At 41.5% G+C, this 23,598-nt stretch carries 19 protein-coding genes; 6 read left to right on the forward strand and 13 right to left on the reverse strand.

Annotated features, from left to right (window positions below; genetic code table 11):
- Positions 1 to 11 precede the first annotated feature (11 nt).
- Positions 12 to 665 (forward strand): 5-bromo-4-chloroindolyl phosphate hydrolysis family protein, encoded by a 654-nt coding sequence (locus A5868_RS12885; protein ID WP_010779659.1) that lies wholly within the window; start codon positions 12 to 14, stop codon positions 663 to 665.
- A 63-nt stretch (positions 666 to 728) separates the two neighbouring features.
- Positions 729 to 1,919, forward strand: a complete 1,191-nt coding sequence (locus A5868_RS12890) for a toxic anion resistance protein (protein WP_086303239.1) — start codon at positions 729 to 731, stop codon at positions 1,917 to 1,919.
- Between the two features lie 34 nt (positions 1,920 to 1,953).
- Here the strand turns inward: A5868_RS12890 and A5868_RS12895 are convergent, their stop codons facing one another.
- The 10 genes from A5868_RS12895 to A5868_RS12940 all read right to left on the reverse strand — a co-directional run bounded on the left by A5868_RS12895 (position 1,954) and on the right by A5868_RS12940 (position 15,126).
- Positions 1,954 to 2,817, reverse strand: a complete 864-nt coding sequence (locus A5868_RS12895; protein WP_010779657.1) for a GRP family sugar transporter — start codon at positions 2,815 to 2,817, stop codon at positions 1,954 to 1,956.
- Positions 2,818 to 2,892: 75 nt separating this feature from the next.
- Entirely contained in the window at positions 2,893 to 3,915 is a 1,023-nt protein-coding gene (gene sapS, locus A5868_RS12900; protein ID WP_010779656.1) for a two-component system sensor histidine kinase SapS, read from the reverse strand.
- Between the two features lie 9 nt (positions 3,916 to 3,924).
- The gene (gene sapR, locus A5868_RS12905) at positions 3,925 to 4,596 is read right to left on the reverse strand and encodes a two-component system response regulator SapR (RefSeq protein WP_010779655.1); all 672 of its coding nucleotides are present in this window, start codon (positions 4,594 to 4,596) and stop codon (positions 3,925 to 3,927) included.
- Between the two features lie 141 nt (positions 4,597 to 4,737).
- Positions 4,738 to 5,091, reverse strand: coding sequence for an iron-sulfur cluster biosynthesis family protein (locus A5868_RS12910; RefSeq protein ID WP_086303238.1), 354 nt, complete (start codon positions 5,089 to 5,091; stop codon positions 4,738 to 4,740).
- Positions 5,092 to 5,224: 133 nt separating this feature from the next.
- Positions 5,225 to 6,718, reverse strand: coding sequence for a phosphomannomutase/phosphoglucomutase (locus A5868_RS12915; RefSeq protein WP_086303237.1), 1,494 nt, complete (start codon positions 6,716 to 6,718; stop codon positions 5,225 to 5,227).
- A gap of 215 nt (positions 6,719 to 6,933) precedes the next feature.
- Positions 6,934 to 9,357, reverse strand: coding sequence for an HAD-IC family P-type ATPase (locus A5868_RS12920; RefSeq protein ID WP_086303236.1), 2,424 nt, complete (start codon positions 9,355 to 9,357; stop codon positions 6,934 to 6,936).
- 166 nt (positions 9,358 to 9,523) lie between these two features.
- Positions 9,524 to 10,042 (reverse strand): GNAT family N-acetyltransferase, encoded by a 519-nt coding sequence (locus tag A5868_RS12925; protein ID WP_086303235.1) that lies wholly within the window; start codon positions 10,040 to 10,042, stop codon positions 9,524 to 9,526.
- Positions 10,043 to 10,383: 341 nt separating this feature from the next.
- On the reverse strand, positions 10,384 to 11,328 hold the full coding sequence (locus A5868_RS12930; protein WP_086303234.1) for a 3'-5' exoribonuclease YhaM family protein: 945 nt from the start codon (positions 11,326 to 11,328) through the stop codon (positions 10,384 to 10,386).
- Complete coding sequence (locus A5868_RS12935) at positions 11,325 to 13,955, reverse strand: ATP-binding protein (RefSeq protein ID WP_086303233.1); 2,631 nt, start codon at positions 13,953 to 13,955, stop codon at positions 11,325 to 11,327. Before A5868_RS12935 ends, A5868_RS12930 begins: the two co-directional genes overlap by 4 nt.
- Positions 13,945 to 15,126, reverse strand: coding sequence for a metallophosphoesterase family protein (locus tag A5868_RS12940; RefSeq protein ID WP_010779648.1), 1,182 nt, complete (start codon positions 15,124 to 15,126; stop codon positions 13,945 to 13,947). The genes A5868_RS12935 and A5868_RS12940 overlap by 11 nt, the downstream gene beginning before the upstream one ends.
- Positions 15,127 to 15,410: 284 nt before the next feature.
- On the opposite strand from A5868_RS12940, the gene A5868_RS12945 reads away from it, so the two are divergent.
- The 4 genes from A5868_RS12945 (at position 15,411) to A5868_RS12960 (ending at position 19,237) form a co-directional block, all read left to right on the forward strand.
- Positions 15,411 to 16,115: an ABC transporter ATP-binding protein gene (locus A5868_RS12945; RefSeq protein ID WP_176281274.1), complete on the forward strand. Its 705-nt coding sequence runs from the start codon at positions 15,411 to 15,413 to the stop codon at positions 16,113 to 16,115.
- A complete protein-coding gene (locus A5868_RS12950) occupies positions 16,115 to 18,319 on the forward strand; it encodes an ABC transporter permease (protein WP_176281273.1) in 2,205 nt (734 codons plus the stop codon). Before A5868_RS12945 ends, A5868_RS12950 begins: the two co-directional genes overlap by 1 nt.
- Before the next feature lie 68 nt (positions 18,320 to 18,387).
- Entirely contained in the window at positions 18,388 to 18,978 is a 591-nt protein-coding gene (locus A5868_RS12955; protein ID WP_010779645.1) for a TetR/AcrR family transcriptional regulator, read from the forward strand.
- 70 nt (positions 18,979 to 19,048) lie between these two features.
- The gene (locus A5868_RS12960) at positions 19,049 to 19,237 is read left to right on the forward strand and encodes a hypothetical protein (protein ID WP_010779644.1); all 189 of its coding nucleotides are present in this window, start codon (positions 19,049 to 19,051) and stop codon (positions 19,235 to 19,237) included.
- A 50-nt stretch (positions 19,238 to 19,287) separates the two neighbouring features.
- Here A5868_RS12960 and A5868_RS12965 read toward each other — a convergent pair whose 3' ends face one another.
- The 3 genes from A5868_RS12965 to A5868_RS12975 all read right to left on the reverse strand — a co-directional run bounded on the left by A5868_RS12965 (position 19,288) and on the right by A5868_RS12975 (position 23,395).
- The gene (locus A5868_RS12965) at positions 19,288 to 20,427 is read right to left on the reverse strand and encodes a serine hydrolase domain-containing protein (protein ID WP_010779643.1); all 1,140 of its coding nucleotides are present in this window, start codon (positions 20,425 to 20,427) and stop codon (positions 19,288 to 19,290) included.
- A gap of 355 nt (positions 20,428 to 20,782) precedes the next feature.
- Positions 20,783 to 21,124 (reverse strand): YlbF family regulator, encoded by a 342-nt coding sequence (locus A5868_RS12970; RefSeq protein WP_010779642.1) that lies wholly within the window; start codon positions 21,122 to 21,124, stop codon positions 20,783 to 20,785.
- A gap of 69 nt (positions 21,125 to 21,193) precedes the next feature.
- Complete coding sequence (locus A5868_RS12975; protein WP_010779641.1) at positions 21,194 to 23,395, reverse strand: PBP1A family penicillin-binding protein; 2,202 nt, start codon at positions 23,393 to 23,395, stop codon at positions 21,194 to 21,196.
- Positions 23,396 to 23,598 lie beyond the last annotated feature (203 nt).

Below are 23,598 nucleotides of genomic sequence, written 5' to 3' on the forward strand. Positions count from 1 at the left end.
GGAGGATTATTATGCGAAGGAAACTATTCCCTATCATCATCGCAGCCATCGGTATTCTCTCCTTTTTTGAAGGAGATTTCGGCGACTATCTGATCTTTTTGATGTTGGTCGTTGGGTTTTGGCTGATTTATCGTGGATTTAAAGGGAGAAAAATCCGTCCACAAAAAGAAGAATTGCCATTTCTTACAAAAGAAAAGGAAGCTTACTATAAAAAATTGGGTATGAGTGAACGTGAAATCGAATTGTTCCGTGAAACGATGAATCTTTCCAAACAGCAAGTGTTGCGTCTGCAACAAAACATCCAAAAAAATGCCAAGTTAAAAGCGATCGATTTGCGTCACGATACGTTAAAGGCAGCCAAAGCTCTATTCAAGGAATTGGTAAAAGATCCGAAGCGTTTACCAGAAGCAAGTCAATTTCTATATACGCATTTACCGAATATCGTTGATTTGACAGATAATTATGTTGAAATCAACGGTCACGAGGTCAAGTCAAAAGAAGTTTATGGTAAACTGGAAGAAAGCGCACAGATCATTGATCAAATGGCAGATTTGATCGTAAAAGATTATCAACAATTTGTGTCTGACGATTTGGAAGACATGGATGTTGAAATTTCGATTGCGAAAAAAAATCTTGAACACGATCCTGATTTGTCCACAAAATAAAATGAACGAAATATCAAAAAAATCTAGCTTAAGCTAGATTTTTTTCGAACAGGAGGAACCATAGTGGAACCAGAAAACAACCCGCAGACTAAACCAGTCAACAGTACTTTAGACGATTTACTAAGCAATCCTTTCGGGACCGATTCATTAACTCCCGTCCAGCAACAAGAAATTTCTCACTTACAGTCGCAAGAACAAGCAGATCGCTTAGTGGATAAGCTTCCCGAAGAACGCCAAGCACAGGCGCGGGAACTAGCAAAGAAAATCGACGTGAATGATTCGCAGGCTGTGATCAGCTACGGCTCAACAGCACAAACAAAATTAAGTGAATTTTCTCAGTCCATGCTAAATACCGTCTCTTCTCAAGACATTGGACCGATCGGAGATTCGTTGAATCAGTTGATGTATCGTTTAAATGAAGCCAACCCAGATGAACTACGTGTCGGTGAAGGAAATATTTTTCAAAAAATGTTTGGTAAAGTAAAACAATCCATTTATGAAATCACGACAAAATATCAAAAAATCGGTGCTCAAATCGACAAAATCGCCACAAAATTAAACGTCGAAAAAGATGGCTTATTACGCGACAATCAAATGCTGGAAACACTTTACAATAAAAATAAGGATTACTTTGATGCCTTAAATATTTATATTGCCGCAGCAGAATTGAAAATAGAAGAGCTGAAGCTCACAACGATTCCTGAAGCAACAGAAAAGGCACAGGCTTCCGGTGATCAGATGGAAGTTCAGATCGTTAATGATTATACACAATTCTTAGATCGTTTAGACAAACGAACCTACGACTTGAAACTGGCTCGTCAAATCACGATTCAGCAAGCACCGCAGATTCGTTTGATCCAAAATACCAATCAAGCACTAGCTGAAAAAATCCAAGCTTCCATCAATACAGCGATTCCTTTATGGAAAAACCAAGTGGCGATCGCATTGACACTCTTACGCCAAAAGGATGCTTCTACAGCACAGCGCCAAGTTTCAGAAACAACCAATGATTTGCTGAAGAAAAATTCAGAGATGTTGAAGATCTCTACTATTGAAACCGCTAAAGAAAATGAACGCGGCATCGTTGATCTAGATACGTTACAGCAAACACAAAATGATCTCGTTGAGACATTAGAAGAAACATTGCGTATCCAAAAAGAAGGTCGAGAACGTCGCCAAGCAGCGGAGATCGAGATCGGTCACATGGAAAACGACTTAAAACAAAAATTGATGGAACTAAATTCCGGTCAATAATTGCAAAAAAAGCGCGCCCATCGGCGCGCTTTTTTTATGCTTTCATATAGCCTAGTACGATACCGCCGACAATAATCAGCAGGCAGCCCGTAATCACATAATACATCTCTTTTTTAGTTTTACGTTCGCCCAGAAGGAAGATCCCGCCTAGCGTAGAAATGATGATTCCCATTTGCGATAAAGAGAAGCCAATGGCTAAACCAATATTTTGAACGCTCACTAACATGCAGACATTTCCGATTCCCCATAAAAGACCTGACGCCATATTGCGCCAAACGTAGCGATCCACCTTTGCTTTGCGAAATGCAAAGAAGCTGGCGCCGACTAACATTCCGACACTTTGAGGTAAAATGATCGCCAAAGGATTCAGTCCTGCCCACGTGATGATGATCGTATAGACACCATATCCAAAAGTTGAAAATAGCAGCGCCCGAAAGCCTTTACCGAAGTTCAACATACTATTATCTGTCTCGACTCCGCTCTCGTCATCTTTTCGTGCCGTTAAATACGCACCTAGAACAAGGAGGGCCAAAGCGATAAATCCTAAAACATAATCTCTTGTTTTCGTCCATTCATGAAAGAAGACGGCACCGGCGACGGTATTCAAAATCAATTGAAAGCCGGTCGAAATGGGCAACCCTACAGATACACCCATGAATTTCATCCCATGAAACTGACCGTTTTGACCAACCGACCAAAAAAGACCTGACAAGAAACCGATCAACAGAATCCAACTGCTCATTGCTGGTTGAACGATAAAAAAGGTTACCAATGCGAAAACAAAAGCACCCATCGTCATCCCTAAGGTTTGCTGATTGGCATCCCCGCCTAACTTTCCGCTCACCAAAGCAATGCTTCCCCATGCTATCATTGGCACTAGGGCTATTAAAATACTCATAAACTTACTCCCTTCAATTCACAACTGGAACAGTTTAGCGAAAAAAAGGATATTTGGCAATCAAAAATCGAAAATTTAACGTTCTTCATGATAATAATCTAATTGAGGGAAAAAGAGTGTCATCGTCGTTCCTTCGTTCATCGTTGATTTTGCCGATAAGTCCACACCGATCTTGCCTGCTAATCGCTTCGCAAGATACAAGCCCAAGCCAGTAGAATGCTGCTGCGCCTTCCGTCCGTTCTCACCAGTAAATCCCTTATCAAAAATCCGACCGAGATCTTCTGAGGGAATACCGATTCCATTATCTTGCAAGATCAAGGCCACCCCATTGTTCTTCTTTTCGATCGTGATATCGATCTTACCATGATCGGGCGTGTACTTGATTGCATTGCTTAATAGTTGGCGAAAAATGAATTCGATCCATTTAGAATCCGTCAATACGCGCGCATCCGCCTCTGCTAAAGTCAATTGTAAATTTTTCTGAATAAAATAATTTGCTTGGCTGCGAATGATCGGCTGGATAATTTTTTTCAATGAGTATTCTTGAATGAGGTAATCATTCACAAATTCATCGGAGCGCGAATAATACAAAATTTGTTCAACATATTCATCGATCTGCTGGATCTCATTTTGCAATAGAACGAATTTTTCATCTGGAATATCAAATTCAATCGAATTCAAAATCAAATCAACTGCCGCTAACGGTACCTTGATCTCATGAATCCAAGAATCCATATAATCTTTTTGATCTTTTTGACTATCCAACAGTTGCTCCATCATCGAATGATGCTCTCGGACTTGCTGGTTCACGTATTCTTGAATCAGCAGCTCCTCTTCTGTGCTCGCGGATTCTACAAAATGCTGAAGGTGGGAATCTTCCTCTTTATCAAATGTCTTGTACCATTTTTTTCTCCGATGGTAATCAATCGTAAAAAATAGAAAAACAATAAATAATTGCAAGACCAGCAAATAACTGAGGTTGTCCCAGAAATTATGCAGATCGGGTGTCAGCCACACCATAAACCCCAATAGTAAACTCAGTACAACCCATCCTGCTAAAATAAGTATTCGGTCTTTTAGATACTTAATAAATGTCATGGGCTCTCCTTATGGGACAATATATCCTTGTCCGACTTTTGTTTGAATATAATCTTCGATCCCAGCTTGTTCGATCTTCCGACGCAGCCGATTGATATTCACTGTCAATGTATTGTCATCCACGAAACGCTCGTCGTCCCACAATGCACGCAGCAATTTATCACGGCTCAAAATCTTTCCGTGCTGCTTCATTAAAATAAACAACAATCGGTACTCATTTTTGCTGAGATCCACCACTTCATCGCTGATCGTCATGCTGCTATTGTCAATATTTAACGTAATCCCGTTGTGTTCCAATTCTTCGCCGCTTTCAGCGTAATTGTACGAACGGCGCAGCAAGGCATTGATTTTTGCAACTAGTATATCTACTTGAAACGGCTTCGTAATGTAATCATCGGCCCCCATATTCATTGCCATGATTTGATCCATGTTCGTATTTCGCGAAGAAATAAAAATGATCGGTACCTTAGAAACTTCACGAATTTTTTGACACCAAAAATAGCCGTCATAGACTGGAAGATTGATATCTAATAAAACAAGCTGCGGAGCCACTTGTTCAAATTCTTCAAAGACTTGATTAAAGTCCGTTGTTTGATAAACATCAAATCGCCATTTCGTTAGTTCTTCCCCGATCAGTTGCCGAATTACCGCTTCATCTTCCACGATCATGATTTTTGCCATGTTGTTCCCTACTTTCTGGTTGCTGCTCGATGTCGTGAAGCAGTCTCTGATCCGAAAAAACCAGAGACTGCACGACTAATTGAACTCTTTTTTTTATCATATCAAAGAACGCGAAAAAAATGAAAGACGATCCTTTTTAGATTAATTTTTGGTAAAATCGATGAACCCCATATTATCGTCGATCATGCCGCCTTCACCTGACAAACTAAATGTACTCAAGCGTGGATTGAATTTGATCCGCATTTCTTCTTGTAAATCTTCTTTTGAATATCCTTTGATCCAAAAATCGCCGATCTCTGAAGGAATCTTTTCGTCATAATCGGTTCTTTCCATTTCTGATGAAATAATATTGATGGAAAACTGTGTCTGCATATGGATCATCGCATGCTGCGAGTAGGCGCCTACCCCATCTTCAAAGGTTAATAATAAAAGTTTCCCTGCGCCTAAGTGTGCAGAGATTTTTTCTTTTGCTGCTTCATCCACGGTGATTTTCATAATAAACTCCCCAATCTGATTTTTTTCAACGCTGACTGTTCCTTCAAATTAAGCGCGGTTAGTTGTATGAACGGCAATAAGCCCCTTGTCTGACTCTTATCATCAGACGAAGGGGCTTATTTTGCAAGAATTCTTACTTATTCAATTGTTGATCCAATTTCGTTAAATCGATTTGCGGCTCTTGTGCCAACAGCTCGCGGAAGAGTGGTAATTGTTTTTGGATTTGATCCGCTTGATCATTTTCCACCTGCATCACTAACAATGGTTCATGGAGACTTAGTCTCAGCAACATCCAACCTTTTCCATAGGGAGTCGTCACGGAAAAACGAACGCCTTCTTGATTTTCTGAATTCTCCGAAAAACCTTCCTGCTTCGGAAGCTCTGCACGGAATCTTTCAATCATTTTTTGCCCGGTCTTCTTGTGGTCTTCGCCAGTGATCGTATAACGGATCTCCAATGTCTCTACGGGCTGTTCCAGTTCTGCCATTAAATCAGTCAATTCCCGATTTTCTTTTTGTAATTTTGGTAATAGCATCAATACTTTGGCAATGACATACGCACCGTCATCTAGGAAATAATTTTCTTTAAAGGCTGCGTGAGAGCTTGTCTCGATCGCTAATTGACAATCAATACCTTCTTCATTCAATTCAATTGCTTTATTGATGACATTCCGATAACCAGAAATATAGCGGTATTGCTTTCCTCCCTTTTCTTCAATGAAGTGTTTCAAATGATCTGAAGTTGGCGAGTTCGTCACGATCGTGCTTCCTGGGTGCTCCTGCAAAACAATGGCAGATAAAACAGCGATCAGATTATTGCGATTGATCATTTGTCCATCTTTAGAAACAATTGCCGAACGATCCACATCTGTATCAAAAATCACGCCAAGATCCGCTTGATTTTCAAGTACGGCCTGTTTAATACTAGCCATCGCTTCTTTGTTATCGGGATTGGGAATATGATTGGGAAAATTACCGTCAGGCTCCAAAAACTGAGAACCTTCAATGTCCGCACCTAAAACGGCCAATACCTTCTCTGCAAAATAGCCGCCCGCGCCATTGCCCGCATCAACAACGATTTTCAGACCCTTTAAAGGCTGCTCAGCCCCGCTTCCTTGCTGGATTTTTTCAACAAGATCCGCGGCATATCGAGACAATAAATCGGCTTGCTTTGTACTTCCAGCAGCTTCTTCGCTTGCAGCAGTATGTGTCAAAATGTAGGCGATATCACTTTTTTCCGCGCCCCCAGATTGACTGAAAATTTTGATGCCATTAAAATAAAACGGCAAATGACTGGCCGTCAGCATAATTCCAGCATCACAGGCGAACTCATCAAATTGTGTCGCCATAAATAAGGCCGGTGTCGTCGCCAGTCCAAAATCTAACACCGTGCAGCCTGCTGCTTCAAATACTGCCGCCATGGCTTGCTTCAACTCTGGCCCCGTCAAGCGGCTGTCATGTCCAATTCCAATCTTAAATGGACGCTTGACACCTTTATCTGCTAACCAATTAAGAATCCCCTTCGCAATTTCACGTACTTCTTCAACACCTAAGTTTTTTTCTTTCCCCTCAGCAGTGATAGCGATTCCACGAATGTCTGAACCATTTTGCAATTTCGATAACTCCATTGATGAATTCCTCCTTATTCCTATTTATATACTTGTTTTCTCTTCAAAAAAATAAGATGATTCGTCACGGTGTGCCAAATTCCCCGCTTATTCCAGCTAGAAGCAAAACTGGCAACTGGCATCCTTTGGTATTACTTTTAGTCCATTATACCAAAAATCCCGAAAAAGAAAGCCTTTTCCGGGAAATTTTATCAATTTAAGTAATTTTCACTCTTTTAAATGACTCGAGACTGGGGATTTTTTTTCGCTTGACGTTTCTTTTGCCAGCGAATCCGCCATGCAACCAATCGGTCCATGACAAAGGTCAGGCCTTTGAATAGCCAATAAATTCCGAATGTTAATGGAAGAACGAAAAACAAATTACGGTTCCATAGTTTATCAAATTCAAAGAACTCTCTAAAAAATAAATAGCAGCTTAGATACGCCGTGCCCAATACTGCAATCAACGCGATCTTCTTCTTGTCCAACGGGAAAGAAACTTTGTATAGGACCAATAATCCTACACACCCCGTCAAGAAGACAGACATAGTCGATGTTGCTTGATAGTCTAGATCAAATAATACGTTTGCTACTTGGATGACTATTACCGCACCGACCACGGTCAAGGCGCCGGGTAAAGAGACCCGCAAAATATTATTTAAAAAATCGCCCTTAATCCGTTCATAGCTTGGCTTCAACGCCAAGAAGAAGGACGGGATGCCTACAGTCAAGGTATTGATCGGTGTTAATTGGACAGGTTCAAAGGGGTATGGACTTGCAATGATCATAAAAATCACCGCCAGGATCAATGAATAGATTGTCTTTACTAAATACATCGAGGCTACACGTTCGATATTATTGATCACTCGACGCCCTTCATTTAAAACATTCTGCATTCGAGCAAAATCAGAATCCAATAGAATGACATCTGAGGCAGCTCTTGCGGCACTGCTTCCATTGGCCATCGCTACACCGATATCTGCTTCACGTAACGCCAACACATCGTTCACGCCGTCCCCCGTCATGCAGACTGTATGATGGACCTTTAACGCTCGAATCAGTGATTGCTTCTGCTTTGGTGTCACTCGGCCAAAGACCGTTGTATTTGCCACTAAAGCTCTATAGTCGATTGGCTCTTCTAAGCTGGACATATCAATAAATGTCTCCGCGTTTTTGATACCTGCTTTCTGGGCAATTTTTGAAACGGTCAATGGATGATCGCCAGAGATGACCTTTAGCTGCACATCCTGCTTCGCAAAATAACCAAAGGTGGCTCGCGCGTTCTCTCTTAAATTGTCGGAAATAATCAATGTTGCAAGCAATTGCGGCTCCTGCAAAAGCTCTTCTTCTAGGAGGCCTGGATAGTTTACTAAAACAAGAACGCGCTGTCCTTCCTCCAAATAAGGATGAATTTTCTTTTGCAATTCAGGAGACAGATTTTTGAATATAAATTCTGGCGCACCAAACGCAAAACTCCCTTGATCCTTAAACGTCACGCCGCTCCATTTTCGTGCAGAAGAAAATGGCACGATTTTTTCAGCTTGCCAAGTATCTGCCGCCGGAAAAGCATCCCGCAAGGCTTTCGCTGTCGCATTTTGATCTTTGAGCTGGTTTAATAAATTTCCCATGATTACGCGCAAACGATCCTCAGATACATTTTCCAACAACGCATCCTCAAATCTCAACGTGCCATCCGTGATCGTCCCCGTCTTGTCCAGACAGATAACATCTACTCGTGCCAACGTTTCAATGGAAGGCAGTGCCTGCACCAATACCTTTTTTCGTGCCAGATTCGCTGCACCAACAGCAAAGGCCACACTTGTCAGTAACATCAGTCCTTCAGGAATCATACTGACCAACGCTGCCACCGTCCCTAAAACAGCCTGCTTGATTGACGAGGACGCTTGATATTGACTATAAAACAAGCCCAGTCCTACTGGGATGATCACGATCGTCAAAACAGCGATCATGCGATTTAATACCTTCGTCAGTTCAGAATTGTCTGTTTTTTTCGTTTTCGCTTCACTAGTCAATTGTTCCGCAAAATTATCTTTTCCAACAGCCGTTCCTTGATAGAAACATTCCCCAGCGGTTACGAAGCTACCACTGTACAATTGATCCTGCAACTGTTTTTGGACGCGATCTGATTCACCGGTCAACAGTGATTCATCGACTTCTACACCCATTCCAGATAACAATTTTCCATCTACTGGGACCTGGTCTCCATTGCGCAGATATAGGATATCGCCTAAGACAATCTCCTCCTGATCCACCTGCTGCAGCCGGTCTTCTCTCAAGACGACTGCTTTCGTTTTAGCCAAGACCGATAATTTATCGATCGTATGTTTTGCTCTTAATTCCTGAATGATTCCGATCAACGTATTAATGATCACGACACCGAAAAACAACGTGTTTTTTGGCGATCCCACCAACAGTACAAATACTGCCAATACAAAGTTTAAAATATTGAAAATATTGATCGTATTTTCTTTGATAATCTCTTTATCAGACTTTAATAAATTTTCTTCCGCTTGATTGACTTGCCCCTGTTCTATTCGTTGCTGAACTTCAGAGTGAGTCAGTCCATTCAAATCTGATGGAATCTCTACATCCTCAAAAGTTTCTTCCACCGTTTGAACGTCAATTTTTTTCTTTTTCATACGGCATCCCCTCGTCTCCATTTGTCGCACTCTCTCTTTTTTGATTCTAGAACTATCTTAACACGACTTACATTTTTAGTCGGGAGAAAACATTTTATAAAATATTCTCTTAAACTATCGGGATCATTTCCTTTTTTTACTTACTTAAGACAAAAAAAGAGCCGCATCATGCAGCCCCGTTCTTTATCCTATAAACATCATGTGGCATAGCCACTCCTCGGTAATGCTTAACGATTTCTCCGCAACGAACCATGCCGTTTCTTTTCGCCACCTTCTGCGAAGCACTATTCGTATCACGAATAATGGAATAAACTTCTTCTGCTTTTATGTGGGTAAACGCATATTCTTTACAAGCCCTCGCCGCTTCGATTGCAAAACCTTTATGCCAAAACGCCCGCCGGAACAAGTACCCGATCTCTAATACAGGGGTACCTGCAACTTCTTGCCAAGTCAAACCACATTGACCAATCAGTTCACCTGTCTCCTTCAAGCAGACCGCCCATAAACCAAAGCCATCACGGCGATAGTTGCTTAGTTGTTTATCCAACCAGTTTTGAACCTCTTTATCGTCAAAGGCGCCTTCATATGCATACATCGTTTGTTCATCTTGTAAAATAGCGCTTAGTGCCTCTTTATCTGTCTGTTGCAGCTCACGAAAATAGAGCCGCTTTGTTTCAATCACCACTTTGCCCCTCCTGCTTAGTCTAAAATGACTTTTTTTCCAAGTCCCCCAAAAAACTCGATCATCGTACAAAACTTGTTCAGCTTGAATCTTCCCTGCCTATTTCTAAAGTAACTAGCACCGTAACAAACTGCGAAAATTAAGACGGATAGTTACCTCACTTTAAAAAATCCTCTTCTAAGAGTACAAAAAAATGAGTGGGTGTTCACTTCCCAGACGATCCGATCAAACTTCGTGTTTTATCTGTTAGTGTTAAAGATTTTACCCATCTCACTATTAATAGCCTATAAAGGTAGGGCTCGCAAAAAAGCGATGCCTTGTAATTTGAGGCATCGCTTTTCCATTTAAATATCTTTTGGAACATAAAAACTGCGGTTATCCATTCCAAAAATGCGTTCTGTGTACGTTCCTGGTTCTGCATTTTTCACCGCACTAGACATCATTTGCATTGACGCATCGATATTATCGATTTGATGCAGGATCTCTGCTTCCATGATTCGTGGACGGACAGGCGATCCATATTCTAATAACCCATGATGGGACAAGACCATATGACGCAGGACAACGATGTCTTCATCTGCATCATTGATTTTCAGTTCAGCGCAGGCTTTAGTGATCTCTTCATCCACTAAAACGAGGTGGCCTACTAGGTTTCCTACGACTGTATATTCGGTAGAAGACGGACCCGTCAATTCAATTACTTTGCCTAAATCGTGAATAATGATTCCTGCATAAAGTAACGAGTTGTTTATCTGAGGGTACTCCTTCGCGATCGCTTTTCCTAGATGAAGCATGGTTAACGTGTGAAAGGCTAATCCACCTGCAAACGCATGATGATTGCGTTTTGCCGCTGGAAACTCAAAAAATTCTTTTTGATATTTATTTAATAGGAAGCGCACGATACGATTCCAATGCGCATTAGTGATCTCAAAGAGCGTTTTGTTGAATTCTTCTTCCATATCTTCACGCTTGATTGGCGCACGTTCCATATACAGTGCCGGATCATTTGGTTCATCCGTCTTCGTTGTACGTAGATGAATGATCTTGACCTGCGGATTGCCTTGATACATTTCTCGTTTGCCGTTCAATAACACGACCTGTCCAGCTTTATAGCGTTTGATCTCTTCTTCAGATGCGTCCCAAAATTTTCCATCGACCGTCCCAGAAGTATCTTGAAAAGTAAACGCGATAAATTTTTTCCCATTTTTGGCTAAGCGGACATCTGCATTCTTGATCAACACATACATTTCAAACTGCTCATCGACCGTTAATTCTTTGATTTTTTTCATCGTTGGACTCCCTTCAATTCCCAGATTGGCTGGTGAAGCTCTTGGTAATAGCTTACCATTTCTTGATCAGATGACAAACAAATGACTTGATAATTTTGGCTAAATTGCTGTAATAATTTGGCAAACTGATACTTCCGCTGATGGTCGTAATGCAGCCAGCCATCATCAATAATTACTGGGCATAATGGGTATTGCTGCTGCAAAGCAAGGTACGCAAAGCGAAAGGCCATCATAACCTGATCCTTAGTCCCCGTTGAAAGATTATAGAGGCTCAACTCGTCGACGGTCAACAGTCCTTCAGAAAAATCCAACCGGCTATGGGCATTGTTCGTCAATTCTCGAAAATAACTCGTTGCCTGTTTTAATAATTCAGGTAATTGCTGTTCGGATAGTTCTGTCGCAATGTCCTGCAGCAATTGATTTTCCAGCTTTGCTACTGCATAATCCGTCGTCAATTTTTCTACCAGCGCACGTTGCTGACTCTCTTTTTGATAAAGACTATCTAACGTGCCATCCGCCTGCATTTGCTGAATCTGCAAACGAGAGCGTTGCTCCTGCTCCTGTAGTTGTTGCAACAGTGCTTCTCCTTCTTGAAGCTCCTGTTTTAAGGTACGCAGAGATTCCTCGATTTTTGCAAGCGTCGTTTCATTTTTAAACAGCGGTAAGATCGTTTCGGTTAATTCACCTAAACGTGCTTGCTTTTGAAGCAATTCCGATTCCCGTTGTAAAAAGGCAGGAATTTCTGATGGATAAGCGATTCGTAGCTGTTGCAATACCGGTTGCTGTTGTTCTAAAAGCTGTTGCTGCTGCTTTTGCGCCTCATGGATCCGTTGCTGTAAAACGGTATTCTCTTGGTAGGTCTGAGCAAAGCGAATCTGTTCCATCTCTTTAGCAAATTGCTCCAGCGTTGTCATTTTTTCTGATAGATTCTTTTCATGCAGCGGCAGCCAATCTGCTAAAAATTCAAACTGCTGCTCATACTGCATCAATTGTTGACGCAATACCGATTGTCGTTGCTGCAATTCTTTATTTGACTTCAGTAAAGACAAATAGTTCAAGGCACGTTGATTTTCTTGTATCAGTGAAAATTCATTCTCAACACTAGACAGATTTCTTTGCAGCACCTCCGTTTGAAGCTTTACTGAAAGACGCTGTACTTTTTGTTGTCCTTTAGCTGCTTTTTCGGTCATTTCTGCTACTTGACCTTCATAAATGTCTAATTGGCCCAGCTTCTCCTGCCAAGTATCCTTATTGGCTGGTTTACTTTGCCGCATCACGCCTAGGATTCCGCAGACTACAGCGGCGATCATCAAAAGATAGCGAAATGGTGCTGGGACAAAGAATGCTATCAGTACAGTAACGCCTGCGGCGAGAAAGAACCATGGCGGATTTTTCTTTTTATTAAACAGCTCCGGATGTTTTTGTTCGTAGTCATTAAGACTAGCCTCCGCTTGATCCCGCTGTTCTTTGACCAAACGTAATCGAATGCGTTGTTCTTCTACTACCTTTTGCTGGGTCTGAAGCGGCTCGAAAAGCTGCTGGATCGCTTGCTCATCGGCAAAGGGGCGCGGCAAATTCTGCTGCCAATTTACCGGAGCATCATCTGTTTGAGCTAGTTTGATCGCCAGTCGCTGTTCTTCATCCAGCATTCGAGTGATCGTGACTTTTTCATCCAGCAATTGCTGGATGCGTTGTTCATTTTCTAAATAGAAATAATAGCGCGCAGACTCTTGGTTCCCACTGTACTTCTGTAGAGCAGCGTGCAGCTTTTCCTGTTCTTTCATTAATTGCTGATAATCTTGATAGAAGTCTTGCAGCTGCGCCCGCTCTTCTTCGGTCGCCAATGCGTGCAGATCCAATTGCTGCAACTCTAAAAATTCTGCGTAACCTGACCAGTTCATACGCTGCTGCTCGAGACCTAACTGACTTTCTTGCAGCTTTCGATTGCTTGCTGCTTGCTGGCTGACGCTTCGCTTCTCGTCCTCTGCTTGGCGAACAAGCTGCTGAAAACCGAGTTCTTGCGCTTCCTTCTCTTTGATCTTTTGTTTCAATTCTTGATACTGCTGCAACGCTTGATTCAACGGCTGCTTTCTTCCTCGAGGACGATAGATTGTTTCGTAGTTATTTTTTAGCTTCATCCGTTGCTCAAATAATTCATTGCTGCCAGACAACCCCATTGAAATCAATGCCTCATGAAGATTTTCTTCACTCAGAGTCTCTAACTGCTGAAGTTGTTCCTGCTGAAAGGTAAAGACTTGGCGAAACAACTGCTGATTTAACGGATAAAGAATCTTTTCTAGAAATTCATCATCGCCTTGCTGCCCATCCTCCAACCAGACCTTCGCTTTGCCTTTATTTTTGGCTTTGTATCGCTCGACCGTTACCGATCCATAGGTTGGATGAACAATCAGCAAGCGCCCACCAAAACCGCTACCGTCATTTGGCGTATAGTCTTGGCCCTTTTTTCGTTTTGCAGGAAAGCCAAATAGAATCGCTTGAATAAACTGATACAGTGTTGATTTTCCGGCTTCATTTAGGCCATAGACCAATTGATTTTTCGCTTCGAACAGGAACGACTGCTGACGCCATTTGCCAAAACTTGTGATCTCTGCTTTTTTAATCCACATCGGCGTCCCTCCTAAATCGATAATTCTTTGTCATTCTTTCATTTAACATTGCCAACGTCGTTGATTTAAATGCTTGATCCATTAAATAATGTACTTGCGGATGTTGTTCCAAATCACTTAGTAATTCATTAAAAATATCAGGCGCTTGATACGTCGCGATCAACTGTTCGACCAACTGTTGATCCACGGCAAGATACGGTCTTTCCGTCGGCCGTTCTGCTAACGTTACTTGCCATAGGAAAATAGTTTGAGGCACTTCTTCTTGTAACGCCTCTGCCAGCTCACCTGACGCCACTTGATAAGCCAATTCCTCACCCAAGTTTTCTGTATCCTTGAACTCCAGATGTATTAACGTGGGCAAATCCGCTGTAAGCTCTCGTATCAAAGGAAAGAGTTCGCGTGGCTGACGCACGCTAGCTAGGGAAAGCGTCCGTTTTTCCCAACGAATCGCTTCAACTGAAACGTTTCTCGGAATCAGTTGATTGCCTTGGCTTTCCACCACCGTTACACCTGCCAGATTTGTTTCCTTTTGCGTGTGTCCCTGAGGTGTTCCCGGATAAACCACATAAGGCTGCTGCAATAAAACTTGCGGCACATGGATATGTCCCAATGCCCAATAATCATAACCCTTTGTTGCTAATTCGGTTAGCTGAAAGGGCGCATAAGGCATCTGACCACCATGATACATCCCGATTTGAAAATCAACCGCCTCTTTGTGAGGAAATTGTTCGATCATCGCGTCACTGATCGTGGAATGCTGATAACTAAAACTCGTAATAGCAACAGTCTCCCCCATCGTTGTCACAAATTTTTTCGTTTCCACCTGTTCATTGTCGAATAACTGAATCGTCTCTGGAAAATCAAACCAATAACGTTCTGCTTGATAAAAATCATGATTTCCAAAATTCATGAAGACTGGAATTTTCGCTTCATCCAAGCGCGCCATCTCTTGAAAGAAATAACGTTGAGTTTTTAAGGTAGGACGATTTTGATGGAACGTATCGCCAGCGAACAAAATGAAATCAACAGCTTCTGTAATTGCTGTATCTACGATATTTTCCAGCATTTTTTTGTTCGCTGTCACAAGGTTTTCTTGAAAGTATTCTGGTATCGTCGTCAGACCTTCAAATGAGCGATCCAGATGCAAATCAGCTGCATGTAAAAATTTCATTTTTTCTCCCCCTATCAGTAAAGGCAACGGATTTATTTTATTTAATGAAAAATAGGCAGTTGCTCAATCCTGTATATTTTACCATAAAAAAACGAAAATTTGTTCGCCTTCCACGGATATGCTTAAGGTTTCCTTCAAGAAAAGCTATACAAGAAAAGAAAGCTATAGTATTATGACCATATAACTCAAAATGGTCATAATACTCAAAAGTAAACGATTCTTTTTTTACGTACATTATGACTAATAATTACTATTCGGTCAAAATAAAGAATAGAGGCGTTTTAATGAATACTTTCCAAATTGAAAAGCTATCTAAAGTTTACGGCGCTAAAGAATCAAAAGTTATCGCACTGGATGAGATTACTCTGGATATCCCTAAGAATCGCTTTATTGTAATTTTGGGTGAGAGTGGCTCAGGAAAATCGACCCTCTTGAATATGATCGGCTGCATGGACAAGCCGAGCTCAGGAACTATTCTGTTTGAAGGACAAGATCTCACTGGACTTTCCAAAGCTCAAATGACTGAATTCCGAAAAAATAAAATTGGCTTTGTTTTTCAAAGCTACAATTTATTGCCTGATTTAAGTGCCTTAGAAAATGTAGAATTTTCTACAGAGCTAGTCAGTAAAAACAGACAAGACGCTGAAGAAGCATTGACAGCTGTCGGTCTAAAAGACCGAATCACTCACTTTCCGGGGGAGCTTTCGGGCGGTGAACAGCAACGTGTCTCCATCGCTCGGGCCATTGCTAAAAAGCCGGAGATTTTATTATGTGATGAACCAACCGGTGCACTAGATTTTGAAACGGGGATCACTATTTTAGGTGTTTTAAAGGACATTCAAACTGCTACTGAAAATACCGTTATCTTTATTACTCACAATAAAGAGATCGCAAAAATCGCCGATACGGTCATCCGACTTCGAAGCGGGAAAATTTTATCTATTGAAGAAAATGACTCCCCGCTGTCCCCTATGGAGGTGGAATGGTAATGCGTGTACAGACAATTCTTTCTATTCGAAAAATAAAAAACAATTTTGCTCAAATGCTCGGCATGGGGTTGTTGATTCTCATCGCTGCCTTGTTTTTTACAACGCTGTTTACTTTCAAAATAATCTATGAAGAAGAAGTGACCGCTTTATTCCGTCAACAGCATTATGCAGCTGTCACCTTAACGGGGAATTTTACTGCTGACGATACGAAAAAATTGGAAGCTTCGCCTCACACCTCTACTATTGAGAAGCGGACTGTACAAGATTTTCGCAGCGGAGACAAAACGGTGCGCCTGATTTCTCTTTCGACAAAGCTGAATCAAGTAATTTTGGAGAAAGGACATCTCCCAAAGTCCACAGCAGAATGTGTCCTCATTAGTCAATACGCGCGTCAGAATAAAATAAAATTGAATGACACCTTCACGGTCAATGGACAAAAATTAAACGTAGTCGGCATTGTTCGCTCACCGGAATACATCTACTACTCGCAAAGTGAACGCTCTTTTTCTGCTGATTCGAAAACATTCGCGGTTGCTTTTGTTTCAAAAAATTTCTTTCCTTCTGCAAATCAACTTTTACTAGCCAGTACAACAAGCATCAAGGAAGCTGAGATAAAAAAGCTTCTTCCTTATCAATCCTTCACAGCTCAAAAAGATCAAATCAACTATCAAATGTATCAAGGTGATTTAGATCAATTTGTCTCTTTCGCATACATCTTTCCTACGATCTTCTGGCTGCTGTCTTTTGGGATCATCTTTATTATTCTGAGGCGGACGTTGCTCAAGGAACACAAGCAGATCGGTCTATTAAAAGCTCTGGGCACGACTAATTTTTCCATCATTAGGATATACACTAGACAATTTGTGCTGCTAGGCCTTTTTAGTTCATTGATAGGTTGTTTGCTGAGTTACCCTGTTACGGAGTTGTTATTCCGCATTTTTAGCGGCATGATCGAACTGCCTACTCTGGCCTATCATATTGACTCTCGCTATTGGGTGATTTCGTTAATGATTTCCACACTTGGTTGCGGCGTTTTTTCCTTGTGCTCCATGCTTGATATTCTCAAGGAGTATCCAGCCATTTCTATGAGGCAGAGAATTCCAAAAGTAAAAAGGACACGTGTGCCTTCAAGATTTCTTTCCTCCTTGTCCTTCAATACTCGTTACGCTTTTGCTGCCTCGTTAAGAAATAAAGGACGCTTTTTTCTAATGGTCCTTGGGATGTCCGCTTCAACGGGTCTATTGTTATTCTCATTAGGCTTTAACGACTCTATCCGAGGCGTGGCGGATCATTATTTTCAAACATTTGCCAAGTATGACTTTATTGTTCAATTACCGGAACCCCTCCCACTCGATCAAACAATCATACAGACTTCTTCTGTGATCGATCGCCAAGAAGCGGCATTGCAGCTTACAGGGACCGTCCACGATGAAGACTATCCGCTGATCATTACCTCATCAGATATAACCATTTTGAATCTGCCAACGGAAAAACTGAATCAGGGCTTGGTGATTCCTGAATATTATGCAAAAAAATGGCACGTATCCGTCGGCGATCAAATAACCATCAATGAAAAAAAAGCAACGATTTCTGCTGTTCTTCCGCTAAGTATGGGGTTAGCGGTCTATACTTCCTATGATTACGCGCGCACGCGCTTTAAGGAATTGCCAGCAGTCTACAATACCCTTTATGTAACTTCAGATCACCCTAGCAAGGGCGTAAAGCAATTAAAAGAAAAGAACCTTTTTTATACGACCGCCGAAGAAGATAAACAAACCTTTCGTTCTTTGTTGGACAACATGGGAATACTGATTGTTTTATTAGTGATTTGTTCAGTGATTCTAGGTGCTACAGTTATTTTCTGCCTGAACTTAATGAATTTGACTATTCGAGAATTTGAATACATGTTTATGAATATCATGGGGTATTCCAAACGACGAATTCTGCAAACGATCAATAAGGAAAATCTGCTGCAGCTCCTATTATCAATTCCTCTAGGTTTTTTTGCAGGAAACTGGCTATTAGCGGCTATAAAAGAACAGTTTTCACAAAATAGTTTTGCAATGCAGCCCAGTATCCGGTTGGAATCCTATATTTTTACAGCGCTGGTCGTGAGTATCATTAGTAGTTTTCGTTTGTTGATTTCCAATCGGTACATTGAAGGATTAGCTATTGTTGAAGGGTTGAAAGTTCAAGAAGAATAAAATAGCTCATTCGCTTATTTCAGTATATAATTGTCCTCAGAATAGGATTTTATGGAGGTGTGTCTGCTTTGCCGCGAGAATTAACACCGGATGAAAAAGCCCGCAATAAACAGATGTTGGTCGACAAGGGACGTGCGCTTGTTTATCAATATGGCATCAAAAAAGTGAGTGTGGATGATGTGGTCGCCTCCGCAGGGATAGCGAAAGGGTCGTTCTACCATTACTTTTCATCTAAAGATGAGTTTCTCTATGCGATTGTTTATCAGATCCATCGCGAATTATTTGGTCGTCTGAAGATAATTGCTGAACGGATCAAACCGTTATCGTCCCACGAACGACGACAAACGATTAAAGCGTTTTCCGACCAGTTCTTTTCCTCAAACGATATGATCTTTTTCGTGAAAGAGCAGCAGGAAATTCAGCGCTTTCTCTTACGGTATTCAAAAGAAAAAATGGCTGAACTGGAAACCTACGAGAAACAAAATTATCGAGACTTTTTTGCTATCTTGGAAATTGAAGACAAACACCCAGAAATCGTACAAAATTATGTTCATTTATTAGGTTTCGGGATGTTTCATCGAGAAGTGATGATCGACACCTACTTAACGGAAACTGTCCACATTATGTTGGACGGTTTGATGGACTATTTGGAGCTTTGAGTGTCCAGGTTCGCAGGTGTTTCCTCAAAGCAAAGGACTTTCGAACGATTACCTGAATAAGGAAGGATGAGTGTTCATAGAGAGAGACGAACTGATCAGAAAAGCCAAAGAGTTATTAAACGAAGGAAACACAGAAAAGGCGAAGGCATTTATTGAAGCTCACAAAGATGAATTAGGCGAATACTATGACAAAGTCAAAGTGTTGCTAAAATCTGAAAATATCAATAGTGTGATGGATCGATTCAAAAAATTTTTTTAGCAAAAAAGGTAGAAGCGGACGCTCACTCAGAGCACTGCTTCTACCTTTTTCTATTCCATTTGATTTAGCACACCATATACAGCATCTGCCGTCTGTCCCAGCGACTGGACTTGGTTCGTATTCGCCAATAAAATGATGTATGTCAATCCTGTATGTGTAAATGTATTGATCGTATTAAATCCGCCTAATACGCCATGACTAGAGTAGCTTCCTGGATTTACATAAAATCCCATCCCATAGGTGGAGGCACTTCCCGATGTCATCATTTTACTTTTTTCATTTTCATTGATCAGTTTTCCCTGCATCAAAGCTTGGTCGAAGAGATAAAAATCCGTGGCGGTCGTATAGATATCTCCTGCACCAAATAATTGAGAAAGGTTTGGCAATTGCGCCTTTTCTACACGGCCATTTTTTTCTTTATAGCTCTCAGCCATATTGGGGGTCGCTGTATTGCTTTGATAGAACCCAGTATTTTGCATATTTGCAGGGTCAAAAATATGCTCTTGAATGTACTCCTGCACTTTCTGCTTGCTGACCTGTTGCAAGATATAGGCCAACACGGCGTAATTGCTGTCCGAATAATGCCACGTTCCTACTGATGAATCGCTCCCTGCTGCCTCAATCTCCTGAAGAATCTGCTGAGGGAGTATTTCTTTGCTGCCCTCTGTACGTCCGGTCAATCCGCTCGTATGATTAAGCAAATTCTTCAACGTAATCTGCTGCCCATTGGGAAAATCTTTCATGTATTTTGCAACAGGATCATCAATAGTTAATTTTCCCGCTTGCTCTAATTGCAGAATGGCGGTAGCAATAATAGCTTTTTGCGCTGACCCGATATAGTATCGCGTGGTCGGTGTATTTTTGCGTTGTTTCTCCTGATCTGCCATCCCATAGGAGTGATTCAACACCACTTGGCCTTTACGCACTACTAATGCCGTTCCCGAAAAGCGTTGGTCAACCAATAATTGATTCAACTTCTGATTCGTGGCTTCTGGTAAAACCACTGCTTCCTTCTTTTCTGGCGTTCTCTCTGTTTCTTTCGTCGTTGAACTTTTAGAAGTCGAAGTCGACTCGACTGTTGATTTCTGTGTTTTCGCAGTCTGTGAATTCGACGCATGCCCGCGCCAAGCCATCAGGCCGCCTACTACTAGCAACAAAAGCAAACTGCCGCCAATGATTATTTTTTTCATCTTTATTCGCATCCTTATGGCTTGAAGTATAGCAATTTTCCAAAAGAATTGCTTCAATTTATTTCCATCTATCAATTTTCTTCGTTTTTTGTAAGACTCTTGTAAGGTGCGTAGCTTAAAGAATTCCTCTGTTCAATTGAAAAAAGCTCGCACTCTTTTCAACGGCAGAAAGCGGAACTCGCAGCTAGCTTCAAAACAAAGAAATCCTTTTTCCAACATTCGGAAAAAGGATCCTATCGTCATTCGCATACGATTCCGCTACACAACGCGTTCAGTTATTCGCTAAAGCAGCTTTTGATAGAGCTCGCGCTCTTTTGAACGGGAGAAAGCGGAACTCGCAATTTCTATTTTTTGATTAGCCTTCGTATAGTTCACGAATTGGAGTCATGATGATCCGGTTCAAGTCGTTGATGATCACGCTGAATGCTTGTTCTTTCACCATTAATTCGTTGATTAATTCTTCTTGTTGAACTTTTTCAGCTAATGCTTGTGCTTGTGCAGCATCTTCATCACTGAAGTCTTCACCGCGCATTTGTTTTTCTTGCAAACTTTGTTGGAAAGCTTGGAAGTCTTTGAATGCAGCATACGCTGTTTCGTTTTTCTTTAGTTCCGCGAAAGCTTCTTCTAAAGATTTAAATTCTGGTAGTTCACGGATTTCACGTTCTAATCCATTCGCTGAATCATAAATGTTTGCCATCTTTTTATTCCCTCATTTTCTATAAAAGTTACTGTTCTATTGTAACATGAATGGAAACGGGTTCACAGTTTAATTTCCCGGCTGGTATTGCTGCCACAATTCTTGGCCCTTTTCTTTCAATTTATTGGCGCCTTCTTTGGCTTTTTCAAAGAAATTCGCCGCCCCTTCACTGGCTTTTCCGCCAATGTCTTTTAATTCTTCCCGCCATTTATTCGAATCCGACGCTTGCTCGCCTTGGTTCACTTGATCTGCGGCAACGACTTTGCCGCCCGTAGCATAAGCGTCTGCGACTTCAAAGGAATATTGTCCAGCATACGGCAAGATAGATTCCGCTTCCGCTTTAAATACCTGTCCTACCTCTGACCCGCTTGTTCCACTTAAATAATGGGTCTCACTGACTTTTTCAAAGCCTAACCACGTCGAAATCACGACATTTGGTGTGTAACCGATGATCCATTGGTCATTTACTTTGTTTGCATCAAAGTTCGTTTCAGTCGTTCCTGTCTTACCAGCAACTGTGAAGCCTGCTGGTGCTGCTTGCGCGGCAGTTCCGTTTGAGAATGTCCCTAGAAGCATACTGGTCATTTCATTGGCAACTTCTTTAGAGATCACTTGTTCATATTTTGGTGAGCTGTTGTCTTCAATCACCGCACCAGTAGAATCAATAATTTTTGTGATCAAATGAGGTTGATAGACTTTCCCTTCATTGGCAAACGCACCATAGGCGGCTGCCATTTGCATCGGCGAGGTTCCTTTTTCCAGCCCACCGAGTGCCAAGCCATAATATTTATCTGATTTGCTTAACGGGATACCAAATTCTTCTGCTTTACTATAGCCCTTGTTCAATCCCATCTCGTGCAATAACCAGACCGCCGGCAAGTTCAAACTTTGTGCCACGGCTTGATACATAGGGACTTCCCCTTGGAATGTTCCATCATAGTTTTTCGCTTTGTAATAAGATTGCGGCTCATCCTTCAACACACTGTCTGGCTTATAGCCCGACTCTAATGCAGAGGCATACACGCTCAATGGTTTCATCGTAGAACCTGGCGAACGCTGCATTTGTGTCGCAAAATTATAGCTGCGGAAGATATGCTCTCCACGTCTACCGACTAAGGCTTGAACGCCGCCCGTTTTAGGGTCCATCGCTACAGACGCAGATTGCGGCATAGCACCGTCCTCAGCATTTGCCGGAAAATTCGCGTTGTTCTCATAAACGGTCTCCATTTGTTTTTGATAATCTTGATCTAATGACGTATAGATCTTGTAGCCTTTATTCAATAAATCTTTTTCTGACATTCCGTAGCGTTCCACGGCTTCATCAATGACCGCATCAAAATAAGAAGGGTAACGATAGCCCGCGTCCGCTGAAGAGTATGTATCATTCAACTCAGAACCCAGATCTGTCGCCTTTTCTTGTGTCTCTTGTTCTTTTGACAGCTTGCCATTTTCAACCATGACCGAAAGAACCGTGTTCCGGCGATTCACCGCATTTTCTAAATTATCGATTGGATTGTAGATGCTTGGCCCCTTCAACATGCCAATAATCGTAGCTGCTTCACCGATCGACAATTGGTTGGCGTCTACACCAAAATACCTTCTAGAAGCATCTTGAACACCCCAAACGCCATTCCCGAAATATGCGTTGTTTAAGTACATTGTCAGAATCTGATCTTTGTCGTACTTTTTCTCGATCTCAATCGCCATAAAAATTTCTTTGGCCTTTCGTTCTAAAGTTTGATCAAGGCTCAGATAGGCATTTTTAGCTAATTGCTGCGTCAAGGTACTTCCCCCGCCAGTAATGTGGCCAGAAGTGACGAGTCCTAAGGCCGCCCGTGCGATTCCCTTTATATCAAACCCGTGGTGATTGTAAAAATTTCGATCCTCGGTAGAAACAACCGCATCCTTAAGATAAGGAGAGATTTGGTCGCTCTCTACATACGTTCCTTTTTGTCCATATAAGGAACCCGCTTGTTCATTTTTTTCATCGTAGATAACTGTTGATTGCTTCAAACTGGATTGCAGTGTCTCAACATTCACCGACTTTGCTAAGAAAAATAGATAGACACTCATCACTAAAACACCTACGAGTGCTAATAAGAGCAATATTTTATTGATATGATATTTTTTCCAAATACGTTTGCGCCAGTGATGAAAACGAATCAAATAAGGCTTGATCCACTGCCAAAAAGTTTTTGTGCCGCTGCGAAACTTTTGCCAAAAAACTTTTGCACCACTTTTAAATTTGCGCCAAAATTCTTGAAAATCCATTTTTGGTCTCCATTCTATACAAAATTCAGACACAGTGTACCACAAATCAGCCATTCAACGCTTGGGGCTTGAGACGGATACACACTTGAAAGTATTCTAGCATGGGGTCTCAATGAAAAGCTGTTTTTTTTCTTAAATATCCATTAAAAGTGATACAATGAGCCAGATGAAACGTTTAAATTAGCCAAAACTAACACATTTAT

Origin of the sequence: Enterococcus sp. 12F9_DIV0723 (genome assembly GCF_002174375.1) — a bacterium.
GTDB classification, from domain to species: Bacteria; Bacillota; Bacilli; order Lactobacillales; family Enterococcaceae; genus Enterococcus_A; species Enterococcus_A gilvus.